This window comes from Kitasatospora sp. NPDC022856 (genome assembly GCF_055561235.1).
Genome location: NZ_JBVHHE010000007.1, coordinates 23,276 through 43,087 on the forward strand (window position 1 = coordinate 23,276; position 19,812 = coordinate 43,087).

The following is a 19,812-nucleotide window of genomic DNA, read 5'->3' on the forward strand; positions in this document are numbered from 1 at the left end:
ATGACAACCAGTGGATCCCACCTGGCGGACTCCCGCCCGCCGGACGGAGCCGGCCGCGGCCGCCCTCCACGTCCCGCCGGAGGGCGCGCCGGCGCCGACGGCCCGGCCGGGACCTCCACGCCACCCTCGCCGACGGCGGGCGCCTGCCGCCTCGCGGCATCGCCGATCAGGTGACGGGCGCCCGCCCCACGAGTCGCCCCCACCGGCGCCCGGCCACCGGCCCCACCCCGATTTCCGAAGCGCCACCCCGATACCGCACGCTGGGGTCGACGGACGGCACGGAGGCGGAGGACCGATGACGCGGGCGACGGCACGGCGGCGAGTGGTGCGGCTGCACGGGGACGGCCGCAGCACGCGACCGGACGCCCTCGCGGCGGAGGAGCCGCTGGAGATCCGGGTCGGCGGCGAGCCGCTGACGGTGACCATGCGCACGCCCGGCCAGGACTTCGACCTGGTGGCCGGCTTCCTGGTCGGCGAGGGTCTGGTGCACACGGCCGAGGACCTCGCGGCCCTGCGCTACTGCGCCGGGACGGACGAGGACGGCGCGAACACCTACAACGTGGTGGACGCGGCCCTGCGCGGCGCCCGCGCCCTCCCGCTCTCCGCCCACCGCAACCTGCTCACCACCAGCGCCTGCGGCCTCTGCGGCCGCGACACGGTGGACGCCGTCCGCACCCACGTCCGCCACCCCGTCGGGGACGACCCGCTGACCGTCCCCCCGGCCCTGCTGTACGGGCTGGCGGACCGGCTCCGGGCCACCCAGCGGACCTTCGACTCGACCGGCGGCCTGCACGCGGCCGGGCTGTTCGACGGGACGAGCGGCGCGCTGCTCTGCGCCCGCGAGGACGTCGGCCGGCACAACGCGGTGGACAAGGTGGTCGGCTGGGCGCTGCGCGCGGGCCGGCTGCCGCTGACCGGGCACGTCCTGCTGGTCAGCGGTCGCGCCTCGTTCGAGCTGACCCAGAAGGCCGCGCTGGCGGGCGTCCCCCTGCTGGCCGCCGTCTCCGCGCCGTCCTCCCTCGCGGTGGACCTCGCCGAGGAGCTGGGCCTGACCCTGGTCGGCTTCCTGCGCGGCGAACGCGCCAACGTCTACACCCGCCCGGACCGGGTCAGCGGCTGACCGGCCGACCACCGCCCGCCCCGCCTCGGAGAGCCGACCCGCCCCGGAGCGTGCGGGCTCGGTCCGATCCTCCAGCAAGACGAGACGTATCGTTTCGCCAGCGCCCTAGAATGGGCCCATGACCCGCAGCAGCTCTCCCGATCCCGCCCGCCGCAGCGAGCGCTCCCGCCAGGCCGTCCTCACCGCCGCCGCCGAACTGGTGGCCGAGGTGGGCTTCGGCAAGCTGACCATCGAGGCGATCGCCGCCCGGGCCGGCGTCGGCAAGCAGACCATCTACCGCTGGTGGCCCTCCAAGGGCGCGGTGGTCTTCGACGCCTTCCAGGCCGCCAACGAGAACGCCTCCGGCAGTCTGGCGCTGCCCGACACCGGCGACCTCGCCGCCGACCTGCGCGCCGTCCTGCGGCCGACGGCCGACCAGCTCGCCGACCCGGGCTTCGACAACACCGGCCGCGGCCTGGTCTCCGAGCACCTGCGCGACCCGGCCCTGCTGCGGGAGTACCGCGAGCGCCTGCTGGACCCTCTGCTGGAGGTCACCCGGGAGCGCCTGCGCACCGCCCGCGAGGCCGGGCAGATCGCCGCCGACGCCGACCTCGACCTCGCCGTCGAACTGCTCTACGGCCCGATGTACTACCGCTGGCTGCACGGCCTCGGCCCGCTCGACCACGCCTACGCGGACCGTCTGGTGGCGGGCGTCCTGCGCGCCCTGCGGCCGTGACCGGTCCGGCGGCCGGCCCGTGGACCCACCGGGTCCACGGGCCCGCGCGGTCTACTGCCGGTTGCGGCGGCGGAGCATCACGACCACCGCGATGATCACGGCGATCACGATCAGCACCACCACGATGCCGATCACCACACCGATGATCTTGCCGAAGAAGCCCTTCTTCTTCTTCTTCGACTTCGACTTGTCCTTGGACCCGGCCAGCCGGGTGCCGTCCTGCTGCCCGGCCACGGCCGGGGCCGCCTGGGCCGCCTGGACGGCGCCCCCCGCGGCGGCAGAACCGGCGGCGGAACCGGCGACGGTGCTGACCGCGGCGGCGCGCGGCGCGGCCTCGGCCGCCGGGGCGGCTGCCAGCGTGGCACCGCCCAGCGCCAGCACCGCGGAGAGGACAAGGCTCGTCAGACGAGCGCGCATGGGTTTCGACCCCCGTTCCGGCCCGGCCCCCGTGGCCCGCCGACGGCGGATACCATCCCACGTCCGGGGCTCGCCGCCCAGCCCCGCGGCAGCCTCCGCACCGGACCGCGACCGGCTCGGAACAGGCCGGTCACCGAACCGGCACAAGCCCCCCAACCGGTCCGTCCACGAACCGGGCCCGCCTCAGCCCGGCGGCGGGGAGGCCGGGCCGGAGAGCGCCACGGCGACCAGGGCCCGCATCGCGCTGGCGACCTGTCCGAGCGGCAGCGTCGCGTCGTCGGCGAACAGTTCCACCAGCCAGCCGCCGGCCGGGTTCTGGCCGCCCGCCGCGACCATCCCCCGGTAGCCGCTGACCACCAGCATGGCCTCCTCGGACGGGTCGTTCCCGGCCGCGCCCGCGCGCAGCGCGAAGGACCCGCCGCGCACCGCCTGCCGGGTCATCGGGTAGTGCCGCAGGTCGAAGACGGCGTCCGGGGCCTCGATCTGGGCCCGCTGGGTCTCCGCCCGCGAGCTGCTCGGTCCGCTGGTCATCCGGTACACGGCGTGCTGGGCGGTGCGCATCAGGTGCGAGCCGGGCGGCACGTAGGAGACCCACCAGCCGACCGCGTCGAGCAGCCGGGAGGCCGTCTCCGCGACCACCGCCAGCTTGCCGATGGTGTCGGCGGGGTGGACCGAGCGGGTGACCCCGCGCTGGTCCAGGGCGGCGAGCACGGCGGTGAGCAGCTGTCCCGGGTCGGCGCTGTGCGCGGCGCCGCGGAACCGCCGCCGGTCGCCGGCGCCCGGCCGGCCCGGGACGCGCCCCCGGCCGTCGGCCCGGTGGTGCGGATCGGCGGCGTCGGCCAGCAGCACGGTCGGGTCCGGCGACAGGCCGGGGCCGTGGCTGCGGCCGGCCACCACCGGGTGCGCGGCGCGGGCGGCCTTGGCCCGGTACTGCGCGGCGTCGGCGAGCCGGAACAGCCGGTCGGGCGTGGTGACCGGGCCGATCGAGTCCCCGGTGGAGGCGACCCCGCAGGCGACGCCCTCGCCCTCGGCCAGCGCCAGGGCCCGCGCGCACAGCTCCTCGGCGACGGCGACCACCTCGTCCGCCTTCTGGCCCTCCACCAGCAGGCAGAACTCGTCGCCGCCGAGACGGGCGGCGAGGCTGCCGGGCAGCCTGGCGGCGGCCAGCGACAGCTGGTGGGCGAAGCGCTCCAGCAGCCGGTCGCCCATCTCGTGTCCGAGCTGGTCGTTGACCCGCTTCAGGCCGTTGACGTCGCAGACCACCAGCGAGACCACCGTGCCGTCGCGGTTGTGCGCCTCCAGTGCGCTCTCCAGCCGGGCGTCCACCGCCCGCCGGTTGGCCAGCCCGGTCAGCGGGTCGGAGAAGGCGAGCTTGCGCAGGTCGGCGAGGCGTTCGGTCTGCGCGAGCCCGGCCGAGATCTGGGCGGCGAGCAGGGTGGCGTACTCGGCGTCGCCCTCGGTGAACTCCGCCGTCCCGGTGGACCTGGCCAGGTAGAGCTCCCCCCAGGCCTGTCCGTGCAGCACGATCGGGGCGACCACGCAGCAGCCCCGGCCGCGCCGGCGCAGCGCCGCGGCCCGCTCCTGGCAGTAGGCCCCGGCGGTGGGGTGGGCGTGCCCGGCGTGGAGTTCGGTGTTCTCGGCGCTCTGCAGCCAGGCGCGGGGCAGCCGTCCGGTGGTCCAGCGCTCCTCCAGGTAGGTGACGATCTCGGGGAAGTCCGCCACCGGGTAGGACTCGTCCTCCGGCAGCTCCTCCTCGCCCGGCGCCAGCTCTCCGTAGTTGACCAGGACCCGCAGCCGGCCGGACTCCCGGTCCCAGACCGAGACGGCCGCCATGGTGGCGCCGAGGGCCTCGGTGGCGCGGACGGCGGCCGCGCGGACCGCCTCCAGCGGGGTGAGCGCCCCCGCCATGTCCTGGGCGAGCTCCACCACGGACGTCAGCCGCGGGTCGGGGGCGGCCGGCAGCTCCGGGCGGTCGCACACGCAACCGCGGTCCGTCGTGATCGCCTCACTGCCCACCGGCTCGCCCCGTTCCCTGTGCTCGGTCCCGTCCGGCGCGGTGGCTCACCCACCGCGAACCGGACCCGTCCGCCTGCACCAAGACTAGGGCGGTTTCGCTCGGTTATGCCCCGTTTGCCCGCACGGATCCGCCCGGCCGGACCGGTTTCAGCCGTACGGCTTTCGGACGACGGCCACCGGCCCCGCCGGGTGACCGTGCCACCGGCCCGGACTCCGCCGCGCCCTGCCCGGACGTCCGCCTACCCCGTGAGCGGCCGGGTACTCCCCGCGGCCTCCGGGAGCCCGGCGGTCCGGGGCGGCGCCCGCTACTCGCCGCGCGGCCGCCGCGACAGCAGCCACGGCTCGACCAGCCCCAGCCCGCGGACGGGCCGGCGCCACATCGGCTGGAGGCTGAACCGGCGCCCCGCGTCCGGCGCCGGCACCGGGAGCCCGGAGGCGGGCAGTCCGGAGGCGGCCGACAGCGCCTCGGCCAGCCCCGGCCCGTCCGCGTCGGCCGGGGCGACACTGCCGTTCTGCTCCAGCGCGGCCGCGAACTCGCCGTCGATCAGCACCGCGTCCTTCGGGGCGATCGAGGTGAGCCGGCTGGCCAGGTTGACCGTGGTGCCGAAGACGTCGCCCATCCGCGAGGTGACGGTGCCGAAGGCCATGCCGACCCGCAGCGCGGGGATGGTGTCGTCCTCGGCCAGCGCCTCGATCAGGCTGAACGCGATCTCGGCGGCCGTCCCCGGGTCCTCGGAGACGTACAGGATCTCGTCGCCGAGGGTCTTGATCACCCGGCCGCCCTGGCCGGCGATCAGGTCGGAGCAGGTGTTCTCGAAGGTCTCGACCAGCTCGCCGAGCTCCTCCTCCTCCAGCCGGCGCGAGAGCCGGGTGAAGCCGACCAGGTCGGCGAAGCCGACGGCCAGCCGGCCGCTGGTGATCTCGGTGTCCTCGGCGGCCTGCACCACCCGGCCGGTGACGGCGGCCAGCTGGCGGCGCCAGACGTACACCAGGAACTGCTCCAGCTCCGGCAGCAGCAGCTCGACCAGCGGGTAGGCGACGTCGGCGCGGGTCAGCCCGGGCTCGACGGACTGGGTGAGGTTCTCCAGGAAGGTGTCCATCTGCCAGCCGGCCAGCCGGGCGGTGGTCTGCCCGGTCGAGCGGGCGACCTGGATCGCCATCGGCTCGCTGAGCAGGCCCGACTCCACCAGACCGGCGAGCCGGCGCAGCGCGATCACGTCGCCGTCGGTGAGCGCCCGGGACTGCCCGATGTCCGGGAAGCCCATCGCCCGCCAGAAGCGGGTGGCCAGCTCCATCGGGACGTCGGCGGCCCGCGCGGCCTGGTACGGGGTGTAGCGGCGTGGCGCGTCCAGGATCAGGCGTTCCAGGTCGAGCGCGACCGTCTGGTCGTCGGAGCCCGCCGTACCGCCGTTGCCGCCGTCCTCTGCCACCGGTCCGTCCCCGTGCGGTCGCCGCACTTGCCTCGTGTCCTGCCTGTCCGAACGCGCCCGCCACCCGCCGGGCAGTGGCGCGCCTCACACTGCTGCCAGGTGGAATGTTCGCACGGAATCCCGCGATCCGGGGCATCCGCCCGGGTCAAGGAGAGGTGAAGAGTGCCGCTCAGCGCGGCTCGGGGCGCACGTGGACGACGTCTCCCGCGCCCACCGGACGCCGTGCACCGTCGGGGGTGCGGACCACCAGCCGGCCGTCGCCGTCGATCGCCACCGCCTCGCCGACGAGTTCGCGGTCGCCCGGCAGGTGGACCTTGACCGGACGGCCGAGCGTGGTGCACCGGTCCGCGTAGGCGGCCAGCAGACCGCTGGCGTGCGGGTCGCCGGCCGCGGCCGTCCACTCGGTGTAGAGGACGGCGAACTCGCGCAGCAGCGCGCGGAGCAGGGTGGACCGGTCGGTCACCGCGGCGCCGGCCAGCAGCAGCGAGGCGGCGGTCGGGACGGGCAGCTCGCCCTCGCGCAGCGACACGTTGAGGCCGAGGCCGGCCACCACCGCGCCGCCGCTGAGCTCGGTGAGGATGCCGCCGAGCTTGCGCTCCGCGCCGTCGACGGTGACCTGGAGGTCGTTGGGCCACTTCAGGCCGACCTCGACCTCGGCGACCCGGCTCAGCGTGGCGGCCGCGGCGACGCCGACCAGGATCGGCAACCAGCCGTACCGCTCGACGGGTACCTCGTCCGGGCGAAGCAGGACGGAGAGGAAGAGCCCCGACCGGGGCGGCGCCGTCCACTGCCGCTCCAGCCGCCCGCGCCCGGCGCTCTGCGCCTCGGCGACCAGCACGGCGCCCTGCGGCGCGCCGGCCCCGGCCCGGGCGGTGAGGTCGCTGTTGGTGGAACCGGTCTCGGTGACGACGTCCAGCGCGGTCCAGAACCCGCCCGGCCGGACGAGGTCACGGCGCAGCGCCTCGGCGTCCAGCGGCGGCCGGTCCAGATCGGTCCAGGGCGACGGCCCGGCGTGGCCGAAGCCGCGCAGTCCACTGCGGCGGGGGGTGTCGGAGTCGGTCATGACCACGAGACTAGGGGTTTCGCCCCGCCCGCCGCGCGGTGGCCGTAGGCCGCCATATCGTCCCGCAGAACGGGCGTTGACACACTGTGTCGCTGGCCATAACCGGAAAGCCCCGGTGCTGGCTACGCTACTCGACGGTAGTTCGTTGCGCCGCCCTGCCCTCATGCGCGTGTCCCCGCCCAGACGCGCGTACCACCGAACAGGCCGCGGCCCATGGATCAGGGAGAGCCCACCCGATGACCGAGGCCCCGTACGACCCCCACACCACCGCCGGCAAGCTCGCCGACCTGCGGCGCAGGATCGACGAGGCGGTGCACTCCGGCTCCGCCAAGGCCGTGGAGAAGCAGCACGCCAAGGGGAAGCTGACCGCGCGTGAGCGCGTCGTCGAGCTGATGGACGAGGGCTCCTTCGTGGAGTTCGACGAGTTCGCCCGGCACCGCTCGACCAACTTCGGCCAGGAGAAGAACCGCCCGTACGGCGACGGCGTGGTGACCGGCTACGGCACCGTCGACGGCCGTCAGGTCGCCGTCTTCGCGCAGGACTTCACCGTCTTCGGCGGCTCGCTCGGCGAGGTGTTCGGCGAGAAGATCGTCAAGGTGATGGACTTCGCGCTGAAGACCGGCTGCCCGGTCATCGGCATCAACGACTCCGGCGGCGCCCGGATCCAGGAGGGCGTGGTCTCGCTCGGCCTGTACGGCGAGATCTTCCGCCGCAACGTGCACGCCTCCGGGGTCGTCCCGCAGATCTCGCTGATCATGGGCCCCTGCGCGGGCGGCGCGGTGTACTCGCCCGCGATCACCGACTTCGTGGTGATGGCCGATCAGACCTCGCACATGTTCATCACCGGCCCGGACGTGATCAAGACCGTCACCGGTGAGGACGTCGGCATGGAGGAGCTGGGCGGCGCGCGCACCCACAACACCAAGTCCGGCAACGCGCACTACCTGGCCGCGGACGAGAAGGAGGCGATCGAGTACGTCAAGAGCCTGCTCTCGTACCTGCCCTCCAACAACCTCTCCGACCCGCCGGCCTTCCCCGAGGAGGCGGACCTCTCCGTCACCGACGAGGACCTCGAACTCGACACCCTCGTGCCGGACTCGGCGAACCAGCCGTACGACATGCACACGGTGATCGAGCACGTCCTGGACGACGGCGAGTTCCTGGAGACCCAGGCGCTGTACGCGGGCAACATCATCACCGGCTTCGGCCGGGTCGAGGGCCACCCGGTCGGCATCGTCGGCAACCAGCCGATGGACCTGGCCGGCTGCCTGGACATCAACGCCAGCGAGAAGGCCGCCCGGTTCATCCGGACCTGCGACAGCTTCAACATCCCGGTGATCACCTTCGTGGACGTGCCCGGCTTCCTGCCCGGCACCGAGCAGGAGTGGGACGGCATCATCCGCCGCGGCGCCAAGCTGATCTACGCCTACGCCGAGGCCACCGTGCCGATGATCACCGTGATCACCCGCAAGGCCTTCGGCGGCGCGTACGACGTCATGGGCTCCAAGCACCTGGGCGCCGACCTCAACCTGGCCTGGCCGACCGCGCAGATCGCGGTGATGGGCGCGCAGGGCGCGGCCAACATCGTCTACCGGCGCGAGCTGGCCGAGGCCGCCGCCGCGGGCGCCGACGTCGACGCCCGCCGGGCCGAGCTGGTCTCCGAGTACGAGGACACCCTGCTCAACCCGTACCTGGCCGCCGAGCGCGGCTACGTGGACGCCGTCATCGCGCCGAGCGACACCCGCCGGCACATCGTCCGCGGGCTGCGCGCGCTGCGCGGCAAGCGTGAGGTGCTGCCGCCGAAGAAGCACGGAAACATCCCCCTGTAAGCGCTGCCGCGAGAGGATTGAGCCATGGCCCCGATCCACGTGCTGCACGGGCAGCCGACCCCCGAGGAGCTGGCCACCGTCCTGGCGGTGGTCCAGTCCCGGGCCGCCGCCGCGCAGGCGGCCGCCGAGGCGGCCCGCCGGGCCGGCGCCGGCCCGGACTCCGCCTGGAACGACCGCGCCCGCCGGCTGCGCGCCACCCCCCGCCCGGGCGTCAACGCCTGGCGCACCTCGGGCTGGGCCGGCTAGCACCGCCGGGAGGGGGTGGGAGGCCGGCCCGTCCGGCGGCCCACCCCCTTCGCGCGCCCGGATTGCCCCGAAAGCTGAGTACGCGTACTCAGGCGTCACCACGGCGGCGCGACGCACCCTGGACAGGTGCTCTGGTCCGACCCCCGCGACGAGCCCTCCCCGGAGGCCCGCCGACTGCAGGAGAGGCTCCGCCGCGCCGGCCATGTGCTCGCGGCCTGCCTCCTGTTGATCGCCGTCCTGCTGATGGTCTGACCGGTGATGGTCTGACCGGCGCCCGGACCGGCCCCCGGCAGGCGGGCGGAGCGACGGCGGCCCACCCCCTACCCTGGTGGGCATGACCGACCGCCGCGCCCTCGTCCTCGCCTCCGCCTCCCCCGCCCGCCTCGGGCTGCTGCGCCAGGCGGGCCTCGACCCGCGCGTGGTGGTCAGCGGCGTCGACGAGGACGCGATCACCGCCGCGAGCCCCGCCGAGCTCGCCCTCGTCCTCGCCGAGGCCAAGGCCAAGGTGGTCGCCGCCGAGCTGACCGGCGGCGAGCTGGTGATCGGCTGCGACTCGGTGCTGGAGCTGGACGGCCAGGCGCTCGGCAAGCCCGCCGACGCCGCCGAGGCCCTCGCCCGCTGGCAGTCGATGCGCGGCCGGTCCGGGGTGCTGCGCACCGGGCACTGCGTGATCGACACCGCCACCGGCGAGCAGTCCTCGGCCACCGCCTCCACCACCGTCCGCTTCGGCACCCCGGACGACGACGAGGTCGCCGCCTACATCGCCTCCGGCGAGCCGCTGCACGTGGCCGGCGCGTTCACCCTGGACGGCCGCTCGGCGCCGTTCGTCGAGGGCATCGACGGCGACCCGGGCAACGTCATCGGCCTCTCCCTGCCGCTGCTCCGCCGACTGCTCGCCGACCTCGGCGTCCGGATCACCGACCTCTGGGCCTGATCCGCCGCCGGCTCCCCCGCCACGAGGACCGACCGGTCCCCTCACCGTCCGTCCCCGTGGCCCTCGCGGGAGCCCGCTAGGCTGACCGCCGCCGTTCGAACGGGGAGGGGACAGGCCGATGACCGACAGTCTGCTCAACGTGCTGCTGGGGCTGGTGGCGAGCGCGATCAGTGCCGCGCTCGCCTGGCTCGCGCAGAACCTGCGCCGCCGCCGGCGGCTGGAGCGGGTCCGCGCCTTCTTCGGCCTGCCGGCCGGCAGCGAGTGCCTGATCGTGGTGAACCGCAGCGTCGGGGTCGGGGCGCACGCCCGGACGGTCACCCGGCGCGACGCCTACGCGCTGATGGAGCTGGCCGCACTGGTCAAGGAGTGCGACGCGCGGACCGACCTGGTCGCGCACGACGTCGTCCACCGCGGCCTGGGCACCAAGACCGAGTTCTGCTTCGGCGGCCCCAGCAGCAACGAGCGGATGGCCGCCCACCTGGCCTGGGGACTGCCCGGAGTGACGGTCACCAACGGCTCGGAGGGCCCGAACAACGTCATCGTGGTGGGCGACCGGACCTTCACCGTCGACTGGGACACCGAGGTGTACGCCCTGCTGGCGCGCCTCGCCACCCCCGAGGGCGGGCGCCCGGTCTTCCTGATATCCGGCCAGACCGGCATCGCCAACCACGCCGGCGTCCGCTACCTCGTCGCCAACCACCGCCGGCTCGCCCGCCGGTACGGTGAGGACGGTTCGTTCGCCCTGGTCCTGAAGGTCGTCAACCCGAAGGCCTACGGCCCCGATGTGGTGGAACTGGCCGCCGACATCACCGCGCCGGCCCGCGAGCGGGCCGGCTCCGCGGCCCCCGCGGGGTGAGTGTGGCCAAGGCCACCGCGTCGCCGCGCCGCCCCGTCACCGTCCGCACGGGACGGCTCCCGGCGACGGCACCGGCACCCACCTGGGAAGACCCCGACCGGGTCGCGGATCGGGTCCCCGAACGCATCACCCTCCGTGTGGGATAGTTCACAACCTGGGGCTACTCGCCGGTACCACCCAGAAATCCATAAACTCGACCAGGTTCAAGAAGGGAGCCACAGTGCGCAAGGTGCTCATCGCCAACCGCGGAGAAATCGCCGTCCGCGTCGCCCGGGCCTGCTCGGACGCCGGTATCGCCAGCGTCGCCGTCTACGCCGAGCCGGACCGGGATGCGCTGCACGTCCGCGCGGCCGACGAGGCTTACGCGCTGGGCGGCGACACCCCCGGTACCAGCTACCTCGACATCGCGAAGGTCCTGAAGGCCGCCGCCGACTCGGGGGCGGACGCCGTCCACCCCGGCTACGGCTTCCTGTCGGAGAACGCCGAGTTCGCCCAGGCCGTCCTCGACGCGGGCCTGACCTGGATCGGCCCGCCCCCGCAGGCCATCCGCGACCTCGGTGACAAGGTCACCGCCCGGCACGTGGCGCAGCGCGCCGGTGCCCCGCTGGTCGCCGGCACGCCGGACCCGGTCTCGGGCGCCGACGAGGTCGTCGTCTTCGCCCAGGAGCACGGCCTCCCGGTCGCCATCAAGGCGGCGTTCGGCGGTGGCGGCCGCGGCCTCAAGGTCGCCCGCACGCTGGAGGAGATCCCGGAGCTCTACGAGTCCGCGGTTCGCGAGGCGGTCGCCGCCTTCGGTCGCGGCGAGTGTTTCGTCGAGCAGTACCTGGACAACCCCCGGCACGTCGAGACCCAGTGCCTGGCCGACCGGCACGGCAACGTGGTGGTCGTCTCCACCCGTGACTGCTCGCTGCAGCGCCGGCACCAGAAGCTCGTCGAGGAGGCGCCCGCGCCGTTCCTCACCCCCGAGCAGAACGCCGAGCTGTACCGGGCGTCCAAGGCCATCCTCAAGGAGGCCGGCTACGTCGGAGCCGGGACCTGCGAGTTCCTGGTCTCCCAGGACGGGCTGATCTCCTTCCTGGAGGTCAACACCCGCCTCCAGGTCGAGCACCCGGTCTCCGAGGAGGTCACCGGGATCGACCTGGTCCGCGAGATGTTCCGGATCGCCGACGGCGAGGAGCTCGGGTACGACGACCCGGAGGTGCGGGGTCACTCGATCGAGTTCCGCATCAACGGCGAGGACCCGGGCCGCGGCTTCCTGCCCGCGCCCGGCACGGTGACGCTGTTCGCGCCGCCGTCCGGCCCCGGCGTCCGGCTGGACGCGGGCGTCGAGACCGGCTCGGTCATCGGCCCCGCCTGGGACTCGCTGCTCGCCAAGCTGATCGTCACCGGCACCACCCGCAAGCAGGCGCTGCAGCGCGCCGCCCGGGCGCTGGCCGAGTTCAAGGTCGAGGGCATGGCCACGGCCATCCCGTTCCACCGCGCGGTCGTGACCGACCCGGCGTTCGCGCCCGAGGTGCACGGCGGCGACGGACCGTTCACGGTCTTCACCCGGTGGATCGAGACCGAGTTCCAGAACACCATCCCCGCGTTCGCCGGTGCGCCCGGCGAGGGCGAGGAGGCCGAGGGCCGCGAGACCGTGGTGGTCGAGGTGGGCGGCAAGCGGATCGAGGTCTCGCTGCCGTCCTCGCTGGGCGTCGCGTCCGCCCCGGCGGCCGCCACCGGCGGTGCGGCCAAGGCCAAGCGCCGGGTCGGTGCCAAGAAGGCCGGCTCGGCGGTCAGCGGTGACACCCTGGCCTCGCCGATGCAGGGCACCATCGTCAAGGTCGCCGTCGAGGAGGGCCAGGTCGTCGCCGAGGGCGAGCTGATCGTCGTCCTGGAGGCGATGAAGATGGAGCAGCCGCTGAACGCCCACAAGGCGGGCACCGTGGTCGGCCTCAAGGCCGAGGTCGGCGGCAGCGTCAGCAGCGGCGCCGCGCTCTGCGAGATCAAGGACTGACGGCTCAGGCCGCCGGACCGGTCCGTACGCCCCTCGGGGTGTGCGGACCGGTTCCGTTTCCGGCCCCGCGACGGCGGTACCGGTCGGCGCCGCCACCGGCACGGCGCCCGCCCGGTGGCGGCGTCAGCGCCCGCGCTGGACGGCCCCCAGCTCGGCGAGCCGGGCCGGCAGCGGACCGCCCGGCCCACCGGGGCCGCCGTGCGCGCCGGGGCGGCGCTGACCGGGCAGCGGGGCACCGCCGGGCGGCGGGGCCGCGCGCCGGGCCAGCGGGCCGGGCTGGGTCTGGTGGACGGGCCCGCTGCCGGTGCCGTGCACGGGGGCGTCCCCGGTCGGCGCCGCGCTCAGCGGCGCCAGGTCGATCTGCACCCCGCAGTCGGCGAGCGCGTCCAGCTCGCGGGCGGTGGTGTCGTCGGCGGCGGCGTGCTCGTCGGTGACCAGCCGGGTGATGGTCTCGGTCGGGACGGTCTGGAACATGGTGTCCGCGCCGAGCTTGGTGTGGTCGGCGAGGACGATGACCTCGGCAGCCGACTGCACCAGAGCCCGGTCCACGCTCGCGGAGAGCATGTTCGTGGTCGACAGCCCGCGCTCGGCGGTCAGTCCACTGCCGGAGATGAACGCCTTGGAGACCCGCAGCCCGTGCAGCGACTGCTCGGCGCCACTGCCCACCAGGGCGTAGTTGGAACCCCGCAGGGTGCCGCCGGTCATCACCACCTCCACCCGGTTGGCGTGCGCCAGCGCCTGCGCGACCAGCAGGGAGTTGGTGACCACCGTCAGCCCGGGCACCCGGGCCAGTCGGCGGGCCAGCTCCTGCGTGGTGGTACCGGCACCGACCACCACCGCGTCACCCTCCTCCACCAGGCCCGCGGCGAGATCGGCGATGGCGCTCTTCTCGGCCGCGGAGAGGTGGGTCTTCTGCGGATAGCCGGGTTCGCGGCTGAAGCCGCCGGGGAGCACCGCGCCGCCGTGCCGGCGGTCGAGGAGCCCTTCTGCCTCCAGTGCCCGTACGTCACGACGTACGGTCACTTCGGAGGTCTGGACGACGCGGGCCAGTTCGCGGAGCGACACAGCTCCGTTGGCGCGCACCATTTCGAGGATCAACTGGCGACGTTCTGCTGCAAACACAGAACCGACGGTAACCTGCGTGACCGTCTGCTTTCAGGCGTTTGCAGCTAGTAGCGGGAATTGCTCACGCACGAGCGGCGCGTGACCGTACAATACGCGCCGTCAGCAACCCGGGACTGCGCCCGCCGTCCGGGTGACGGACCCGCCCGCGCGAAGGGCGGCCGCCGACCGGCAGCCGCCCCCAACTGCGCGTCCGGTGCTCAGGATTCGCCGTCGGCCCGCTTGCGGATGTGCAGCTGCCGGGCGGCCTCGGCGGTCGAGCCGGAGACGGACGGGTAGACGGTGAAGGCGCTGGCCACCTGTTCGACCGTCAGATTGGCGTCCACCGCGAGCGCGATCGGGTGGATCAGCTCGCTGGCGCGCGGGGCGACCACCACGCCGCCGACCACGATGCCGGTGCCCGGGCGGCAGAACAGCTTCACGAAGCCGTCCCGGATGCCCTGCATCTTGGCCCGCGGGTTGCCCCGCAGCGGCAGCTTGACCTCGACCGCGTCCATCTTGCCGCAACTCACGTCGGCGGCGGTGTAGCCGACGGTGGCGATCTCCGGGTCGGTGAAGACGTTGGAGGCCACGGTCTTCAGGTTCAGCGGCTGCACCGCGTCGCCGAGCGCGTGGTACATCGCGATCCGGCCCTGCATGGCCGCCACCGAGGCGAGCATGAAGACGCCGGTGCAGTCACCGGCCGCGTACACGCCGGGGGCACTGGTGCGGGAGACCCGGTCGACCTTGATCTGACCCCAGTCGTTGAGCTTCACCCCCGCCTCCTCCAGGCCCATCTCGGCGGTGTTGGGGATCGAGCCGACCGCCATCAGGCAGTGCGTGCCCCTGATCACCTTGCCGTCGGAGAGCGTCACCTCGACGTGGTCGCCGACCCGCTTGACCGTCTCGGCCCGGCTGCGGCCCATCACGTTCATGCCGCGGCGGCGGAAGACCTCCTCCAGCACCTCGGCGGCGTCCGGGTCCTCGCCCGGCAGCACCCGGTCGCGGCTCGACACCAGGGTGACCTTGGAACCGAGCGCCTGGTAGGCGCCCGCGAACTCGGCGCCGGTCACACCGGAGCCGACCACGATCAGCTCGGCCGGCAGCTCCTCCAGGTCGTACACCTGGGTCCAGGTCAGGATCCGCTCGCCGTCCGGCTGGGCGTCCGGCAGCTCGCGCGGGTGCGCGCCGGTGGCGATCAGCACCGCGTCCGCGTGCAGCGACTGGACGCTGCCGTCGGGCGCGTCCACCAGCACCTCGCGGGAGCCGTCCACGGCCTGCCCGCCGCCGCCGAGCCGGCCCCGGCCGCGCAGCACGGTGACCCCGGCCCGGGTCACCGACTGGGTGATGTCGTGGGACTGCGCGATGGCGAGGCGCTTGACGCGTCGGTTGACCTTGCCGAGGTCCACGCCGACCACCCGGGCCTGCCGCTCCAGCGGTGGGGTGTCGTCGGCGACGATGATGCCCAGCTCTTCGTACGAGCTGTCGAAGGTCGTCATCACCTCCGCGGTCGCGATCAGGGTCTTCGACGGCACGCAGTCCGTGAGCACCGCCGATCCGCCCAGACCGTCGCGGTCGACGACGGTCACCTCCGCGCCGAGCTGGGAGGCGACGAGCGCCGCCTCGTAGCCGCCGGGTCCGCCACCGATGATCACGATCCGAGTCACGTCCACCATTGTCCCGTATGCCGAGCGCGCTGCCACGCCGGGGTCGGGGCTTCTGTCCGATCGCCCAGTCGCCGTAGGCTGCACCCCATGCCCCTCTACGCCGCGTATGCCACCAACCTCGATGCTCGGCAGATGACCCGCCGCGCTCCGCACTCCCCGCTGCGCGGTACCGGGTGGCTGGACGGCTGGCGGCTCACCTTCGGCGGCGAGCAGCTCGGCTGGGAGGGCTCGCTGGCCACCGTGGTCGAGGACGAGAAGGAGCAGGTCTTCGTCTCGCTCTACGACGTCGCGCCGATGGACGAGGAGGGCCTGGACCGCTGGGAGGGCGTCCAGCTCGGCATCTACCGCAAGATCAAGCTGCGCGCGCACACCCTGGACGGCGACATCCCGGTCTGGACGTACGTGCTCAACGACTACGAGGGCGGCCTGCCCGCCGCCCGCTACCTGGGCCTGGTCGCCGACGCGGCGGAGAGCGCCGGGGCGCCGCACGACTACGTCCTGGACCTGCGCCGCCGCCCCTGCTGACCTCCGGGCCCGCGCGGCACCGCCGCACCCCCGACTCCCCCCGGCCCCGACTCCCCCGGGCCGGGCGCCCGCCGCCCCGGGCCGGCGCACGGCTCGGCGCCCGCCCGGCCCGGCGGCGGCCGCGCGGCGCCGGACGGCTGTAGCTTGCTCCCACCCGGGCCGCCTGAAGCAGGCCTCCGAGCTGTACTTTCACGCCATCCGGGTAACGATCCGGCACGTCGTACCGGGATCTTCTACGCGCGTAGCCGATTCCCGTCTATCCTCGGACCTGTGAACGCATCTCCTCAGTCGGTCGTCTCCGCCGACCCCTACGCCGCCGCCCAGGCCGCCGCCGAGCGCCTGCGCGAGCTGACCGGCGCCGAGCGCCACGACGTCGCCCTGGTGATGGGCTCCGGCTGGGTGCCGGCCGCCGACGCCCTCGGCGAGACCGTGGCGGAGTTCCCGGTCACCGACCTCCCGGGCTTCCCCGCCCCCGCCGTGGCCGGCCACGCCGGCACGATCCGCTCGGTGAAGATCGGCGACAAGCGCGCCCTGATCTTCCTGGGCCGCAACCACTACTACGAGGGCCACGGCGTGGCCACCGTGGTCCACGGCGTGCGCACCGCCGCCGCCGCCGGCTGCGGCATCATCGTGCTGACCAACGGCTGCGGCGGTCTGCGCGACGGCTGGGTCCCCGGCCAGCCGGTCCTGATCAGCGACCACATCAACCTGACCGCGGACTCCCCGATCGTCGGCGCCAACTTCGTCGACCTGACGGACCTCTACTCCAAGCGGCTGCGCGACCTCTGCCGCGAGGTGGACTCCACCCTCGACGAGGCCGTCTACGTGCAGTTCCGCGGCCCGCACTACGAGACCCCGGCCGAGGTCCACATGGCCCGGGTGATCGGTGGCGAGCTGGTCGGCATGTCCACCACGCTGGAGGCCATCGCCGCCCGCGAGGCCGGCGCCGAGGTGCTCGGCATCTCGCTGGTCACCAACCTGGCGGCCGGCATCACCGGTGAGCCGCTCAACCACGCCGAGGTGCTGGAGGCCGGCAAGGCCTCCGCCGAGCGCATGGGCGCGCTGCTCGCGAAGGTCCTTGAGCGGATCTGATCCGGCTCTGACGCACAATCGTGAGCGACGGGGTTCGCGGGCGGCTGTGATCCGCTGATCACACCCGCCCGCGGGCCCCGTCCGCATGCGCGCCCCACTCTCGCGGAACCCTCCGGCCGACCGAACCGACGCACTTCCCCATGGAGTCGCAGCCATGACGCAGGCACCCACCACCGATCTCCTCGCCCGGGCCCGGACCTGGCTGGCCGAGGACCCCGACCCGCAGACCCGTGAGGAGCTGGCCGCGCTGCTGGCCGCGGCCGAGGGCCCGGACGCCGAGTCGGACAGCAAGCTCGCCTGGTCGCGACTGGCCGAGCGGTTCTCCGACCGCCTCCAGTTCGGCACCGCCGGCCTGCGCGGCGAGCTGGGCGCGGGCCCGATGCGGATGAACCGCGCCGTGGTGATCCGGGCCGCCGCCGGCCTGGTGGCGTACGTGAAGAAGGAGAACCTGGGCGACCTCGTCGTCATCGGCTACGACGCCCGGCACAAGTCCTTCGACTTCGCCCGGGACACCGCCGCCGTGGTGGTCGGCGCCGGCCTGCGGGCCGCCCTGCTGCCGCGCGCGCTGCCCACCCCGGTGCTCGCCTTCGCGGTCCGCCACCTGGGCGCGGCCGCCGGGGTCACCGTGACCGCCAGCCACAACCCGCCGCAGGACAACGGCTACAAGGTCTACCTGGGCGACGGCTCGCAGATCGTCCCGCCGGCCGACGCCGGGATCGCCGCCGAGATCGACGCGATCGGCTCGCTCGCCGAGGTCCCGCTCGCCGAGGACGGCTGGGACGTCGTCGGCGAGGACGTCGTGGACGCCTACCTGGCCCGCGCCGTCTCCATCGTGGACCCGCACAGCCCGCGCGACCTGGCCGTCGTCTACACCCCGATGCACGGCGTCGGCCGGGACACCCTGGTCGCCGCCTTCGACCGGGCCGGCTTCCCCGCGCCCACCGTGGTCGCCGAACAGGCCGAGCCCGACCCGGACTTCCCGACCGTGGCCTTCCCCAACCCGGAGGAGCCGGGGGCGATGGACCTCGCCTTCCGCACCGCCGCCGCGGTCGGCCCGGACATCGTCATCGCCAACGACCCGGACGCCGACCGCTGCGCGGTGGCCGTCCCGGCCAACGGCACCGCCGGCGGCGACGGCACCGGCTGGCGGATGCTGCGCGGCGACGACGTGGGCGCGCTGCTGGGCGCCGCGCTGGTCGCCAAGCGGGCCACCGGGACCTTCGCCACCACCATCGTCTCCTCCACCCTGCTCGGCCGGATCGCCGAGGCGGCCGGGCTGGGCTACGCCGAGACGCTGACCGGCTTCAAGTGGATCGCCCGCGCCGACGGCCTGCGCTACGGCTTCGAGGAGGCGCTGGGCTACTGCGTCGACCCGCAGGGCGTGCGCGACAAGGACGGCATCACCGCCGCCCTGCTGGTCGCCGAGCTGGCCGCGACCCTCAAGCGGTCCGGCCGCACCCTGGCCGACCTGCTGGACGACCTGGCGCTGGAGCACGGCCTGCACGCCACCGACCAGCTCTCCGTCCGGGTGGAGGACCTCGCGCTGATCGCGGAGGCGATGCAGCGCCTGCGCGAGCGGCCGCCGACCGTGCTGGCCGGCCTGACGGTCACCCGGGCCGACGACCTGACCGCCGGCTCCGCCGACCTGCCGCCCACCGACGGCCTGCGCTACTACCTGGCCGGCGAGGGCGTCCGCTCGGCCCGGATCGTGGTCCGGCCGTCCGGCACCGAGCCCAAGCTGAAGTGCTACCTGGAGGTCGTCCTCCCGGTCGGCTCGGCCGCCGACCTGGCCCCCGCCCGGGAGCGCGCCGCCGAGCTGCTCGGCGCGATCAAGCGCGACCTGGCCGCGGCCGCCGGCATCGACGCCTGATCCACCCGCGCATGCCGAAGGGGCCCGCCGTTCCCGGCGGGCCCCTTCGTCGTGCTCCTCGGCGTGCTCAGGCGACGATCGCGGCGATCAGCGCGACCAGACCGAGCAGGGTCGGCGCGATGATCCACCAGCACCACCGCACGACCAGCGGGCCTGCCGCGTCGGGGCGGCCCGCGTTCCGCTCGGCGGTCTCCTGGAGGATCGCGACCACCTGGTCGGACCAGGCCCGGTTCGGGTCCGGCGCGCCCTCGACCACCGACGGCGCCGGCCGCCCGAAGGCCGTGCCCAGCCGGGAGGCGTGCTGCTGCCCGCCGCCGCGCTGCTGGATCCGGTTGGCCCGCTTGCGCTGGCGCAGCGACACCGGCACGGCCCACACCTGGTACTTGTGGCCCCCGGCCAGCAGTTCCACCGAGTACCCCGCGCGCAGGGCGTCCACGGCCGCCCACGGCGCGGTGATCGTCCGCAGCGGGTTGCGCACCACCAGCCGGCGGTCGTTCACCCGCACGGCCGGCCGCAGCGTGTAGGCGATCACCGGGAAGGCGAACACCGGTACCGCGGCCAGCGCGACGTACGGGGTCCTGCCCGTCCCGTTCAGCACCGCGTCCCCGATCAGCCACCCGGCCACGGCCAGCAGGAGCACACCGGAGATCACACCGGGAATGGAGCGGTACACGCGGTCGGCGTACACGGGCTCCCCGTCGGAGCCGGCCGAGCCCTGGTGGGGCTTGCCGTCGGATTCGGTCATGGCGACGATTCTGCCCCATGCACCCCGTGATCTACAGGGGTGGCGATCACCGTGGTGGCCCCGGCCGTCGCCCCCGGCCCGGCGGCGGGCCCCGCCGCTTCCCGTCGTTCCCCCGCCGTTCCGCCGCCGCTCCCCGGCCGCGAGCGCTTCCGGGCCGGGCCCACCGGGCCGAGATCTCGGTCCGGCATCG

17 protein-coding genes and 1 pseudogene are annotated in these 19,812 nt (G+C 74.4%); 11 read left to right on the forward strand and 7 right to left on the reverse strand.

Annotated features, from left to right (window positions below; genetic code table 11):
* The first annotated feature begins 295 nt into the window (after window positions 1-295).
* Window positions 296-1,120 carry a formate dehydrogenase accessory sulfurtransferase FdhD gene (fdhD, locus tag ACZ34W_RS10435; RefSeq protein ID WP_465603111.1) on the forward strand — a complete coding sequence of 275 codons (825 nt, stop codon included), beginning with the start codon at window positions 296-298 and terminating at the stop codon, window positions 1,118-1,120.
* Between the two features lie 118 nt (window positions 1,121-1,238).
* Window positions 1,239-1,835, forward strand: a complete 597-nt coding sequence (locus ACZ34W_RS10440) for a TetR/AcrR family transcriptional regulator (RefSeq protein ID WP_396485514.1) — start codon at window positions 1,239-1,241, stop codon at window positions 1,833-1,835.
* A 51-nt stretch (window positions 1,836-1,886) separates the two neighbouring features.
* Here the strand turns inward: ACZ34W_RS10440 and ACZ34W_RS10445 are convergent, their stop codons facing one another.
* The 4 genes and pseudogenes from ACZ34W_RS10445 to ACZ34W_RS10460 all read right to left on the reverse strand — a co-directional run bounded on the left by ACZ34W_RS10445 (window position 1,887) and on the right by ACZ34W_RS10460 (window position 6,761).
* On the reverse strand, window positions 1,887-2,252 hold the full coding sequence (locus tag ACZ34W_RS10445) for a hypothetical protein (RefSeq protein WP_465603114.1): 366 nt from the start codon (window positions 2,250-2,252) through the stop codon (window positions 1,887-1,889).
* Between the two features lie 765 nt (window positions 2,253-3,017).
* Window positions 3,018-4,160: pseudogene (locus tag ACZ34W_RS10450) on the reverse strand (GGDEF domain-containing protein); the annotation flags it as partial.
* Between the two features lie 413 nt (window positions 4,161-4,573).
* On the reverse strand, window positions 4,574-5,698 hold the full coding sequence (locus tag ACZ34W_RS10455; protein WP_329487966.1) for an adenylate/guanylate cyclase domain-containing protein: 1,125 nt from the start codon (window positions 5,696-5,698) through the stop codon (window positions 4,574-4,576).
* 169 nt (window positions 5,699-5,867) lie between these two features.
* The gene (locus tag ACZ34W_RS10460; protein ID WP_465603116.1) at window positions 5,868-6,761 is read right to left on the reverse strand and encodes a biotin--[acetyl-CoA-carboxylase] ligase; all 894 of its coding nucleotides are present in this window, start codon (window positions 6,759-6,761) and stop codon (window positions 5,868-5,870) included.
* 236 nt (window positions 6,762-6,997) lie between these two features.
* On the opposite strand from ACZ34W_RS10460, the gene ACZ34W_RS10465 reads away from it, so the two are divergent.
* The 6 genes from ACZ34W_RS10465 (at window position 6,998) to ACZ34W_RS10490 (ending at window position 12,622) form a co-directional block, all read left to right on the forward strand.
* Window positions 6,998-8,590, forward strand: coding sequence for an acyl-CoA carboxylase subunit beta (locus ACZ34W_RS10465; RefSeq protein ID WP_329487968.1), 1,593 nt, complete (start codon window positions 6,998-7,000; stop codon window positions 8,588-8,590).
* Between the two features lie 24 nt (window positions 8,591-8,614).
* A complete protein-coding gene (locus ACZ34W_RS10470) occupies window positions 8,615-8,836 on the forward strand; it encodes an acyl-CoA carboxylase subunit epsilon (protein ID WP_093861821.1) in 222 nt (73 codons plus the stop codon).
* A 126-nt stretch (window positions 8,837-8,962) separates the two neighbouring features.
* Entirely contained in the window at window positions 8,963-9,088 is a 126-nt protein-coding gene (gene mmpB / locus ACZ34W_RS10475) for a morphogenic membrane protein MmpB (RefSeq protein ID WP_329487969.1), read from the forward strand.
* An 82-nt stretch (window positions 9,089-9,170) separates the two neighbouring features.
* Window positions 9,171-9,770 carry a nucleoside triphosphate pyrophosphatase gene (locus ACZ34W_RS10480; protein WP_465603119.1) on the forward strand — a complete coding sequence of 200 codons (600 nt, stop codon included), beginning with the start codon at window positions 9,171-9,173 and terminating at the stop codon, window positions 9,768-9,770.
* 118 nt (window positions 9,771-9,888) lie between these two features.
* Complete coding sequence (locus tag ACZ34W_RS10485; protein WP_465603121.1) at window positions 9,889-10,626, forward strand: hypothetical protein; 738 nt, start codon at window positions 9,889-9,891, stop codon at window positions 10,624-10,626.
* 220 nt (window positions 10,627-10,846) lie between these two features.
* Complete coding sequence (locus tag ACZ34W_RS10490; protein ID WP_329487972.1) at window positions 10,847-12,622, forward strand: acetyl/propionyl/methylcrotonyl-CoA carboxylase subunit alpha; 1,776 nt, start codon at window positions 10,847-10,849, stop codon at window positions 12,620-12,622.
* A 123-nt stretch (window positions 12,623-12,745) separates the two neighbouring features.
* On the opposite strand, the gene ACZ34W_RS10495 is transcribed toward ACZ34W_RS10490, so the two are convergent.
* The gene (locus ACZ34W_RS10495; RefSeq protein ID WP_465603351.1) at window positions 12,746-13,708 is read right to left on the reverse strand and encodes a DeoR/GlpR family DNA-binding transcription regulator; all 963 of its coding nucleotides are present in this window, start codon (window positions 13,706-13,708) and stop codon (window positions 12,746-12,748) included.
* A 236-nt stretch (window positions 13,709-13,944) separates the two neighbouring features.
* Complete coding sequence (locus ACZ34W_RS10500) at window positions 13,945-15,399, reverse strand: NAD(P)H-quinone dehydrogenase (RefSeq protein WP_352295404.1); 1,455 nt, start codon at window positions 15,397-15,399, stop codon at window positions 13,945-13,947.
* A 78-nt stretch (window positions 15,400-15,477) separates the two neighbouring features.
* Here ACZ34W_RS10500 and ACZ34W_RS10505 point away from each other — a divergent pair, with 78 nt between their 5' ends.
* The 3 genes from ACZ34W_RS10505 to ACZ34W_RS10515 all read left to right on the forward strand — a co-directional run bounded on the left by ACZ34W_RS10505 (window position 15,478) and on the right by ACZ34W_RS10515 (window position 18,877).
* Complete coding sequence (locus ACZ34W_RS10505) at window positions 15,478-15,915, forward strand: gamma-glutamylcyclotransferase family protein (protein ID WP_329487974.1); 438 nt, start codon at window positions 15,478-15,480, stop codon at window positions 15,913-15,915.
* A 270-nt stretch (window positions 15,916-16,185) separates the two neighbouring features.
* On the forward strand, window positions 16,186-17,007 hold the full coding sequence (locus ACZ34W_RS10510; protein WP_329487975.1) for a purine-nucleoside phosphorylase: 822 nt from the start codon (window positions 16,186-16,188) through the stop codon (window positions 17,005-17,007).
* A 154-nt stretch (window positions 17,008-17,161) separates the two neighbouring features.
* Window positions 17,162-18,877 (forward strand): phospho-sugar mutase, encoded by a 1,716-nt coding sequence (locus tag ACZ34W_RS10515; protein WP_329487976.1) that lies wholly within the window; start codon window positions 17,162-17,164, stop codon window positions 18,875-18,877.
* A gap of 67 nt (window positions 18,878-18,944) precedes the next feature.
* Here ACZ34W_RS10515 and ACZ34W_RS10520 read toward each other — a convergent pair whose 3' ends face one another.
* Window positions 18,945-19,622 (reverse strand): PH domain-containing protein, encoded by a 678-nt coding sequence (locus tag ACZ34W_RS10520; protein ID WP_329487977.1) that lies wholly within the window; start codon window positions 19,620-19,622, stop codon window positions 18,945-18,947.
* Between the last annotated feature and the right edge of the window lie 190 nt (window positions 19,623-19,812).

Bases quoted from the DNA above. Each gene is read 5' to 3' on its own strand.
- fdhD (WP_465603111.1), top strand. From the start codon at position 296: ATGACGCGGGCGACGGCACGGCGGCGAGTGGTGCGGCTGCACGGGGAC.
- ACZ34W_RS10440 (WP_396485514.1), top strand. From the start codon at position 1,239: ATGACCCGCAGCAGCTCTCCCGATCCCGCCCGCCGCAGCGAGCGCTCC.
- ACZ34W_RS10445 (WP_465603114.1), bottom strand. From the start codon at position 2,252: ATGCGCGCTCGTCTGACGAGCCTTGTCCTCTCCGCGGTGCTGGCGCTG.
- ACZ34W_RS10460 (WP_465603116.1), bottom strand. From the start codon at position 6,761: ATGACCGACTCCGACACCCCCCGCCGCAGTGGACTGCGCGGCTTCGGC.
- ACZ34W_RS10465 (WP_329487968.1), top strand. From the start codon at position 6,998: ATGACCGAGGCCCCGTACGACCCCCACACCACCGCCGGCAAGCTCGCC.
- ACZ34W_RS10470 (WP_093861821.1), top strand. From the start codon at position 8,615: ATGGCCCCGATCCACGTGCTGCACGGGCAGCCGACCCCCGAGGAGCTG.
- ACZ34W_RS10480 (WP_465603119.1), top strand. From the start codon at position 9,171: ATGACCGACCGCCGCGCCCTCGTCCTCGCCTCCGCCTCCCCCGCCCGC.
- ACZ34W_RS10485 (WP_465603121.1), top strand. From the start codon at position 9,889: ATGACCGACAGTCTGCTCAACGTGCTGCTGGGGCTGGTGGCGAGCGCG.
- ACZ34W_RS10495 (WP_465603351.1), bottom strand. From the start codon at position 13,708: ATGGTGCGCGCCAACGGAGCTGTGTCGCTCCGCGAACTGGCCCGCGTC.
- ACZ34W_RS10500 (WP_352295404.1), bottom strand. From the start codon at position 15,399: ATGGTGGACGTGACTCGGATCGTGATCATCGGTGGCGGACCCGGCGGC.
- ACZ34W_RS10505 (WP_329487974.1), top strand. From the start codon at position 15,478: ATGCCCCTCTACGCCGCGTATGCCACCAACCTCGATGCTCGGCAGATG.
- ACZ34W_RS10515 (WP_329487976.1), top strand. From the start codon at position 17,162: ATGACGCAGGCACCCACCACCGATCTCCTCGCCCGGGCCCGGACCTGG.
- ACZ34W_RS10520 (WP_329487977.1), bottom strand. From the start codon at position 19,622: ATGACCGAATCCGACGGCAAGCCCCACCAGGGCTCGGCCGGCTCCGAC.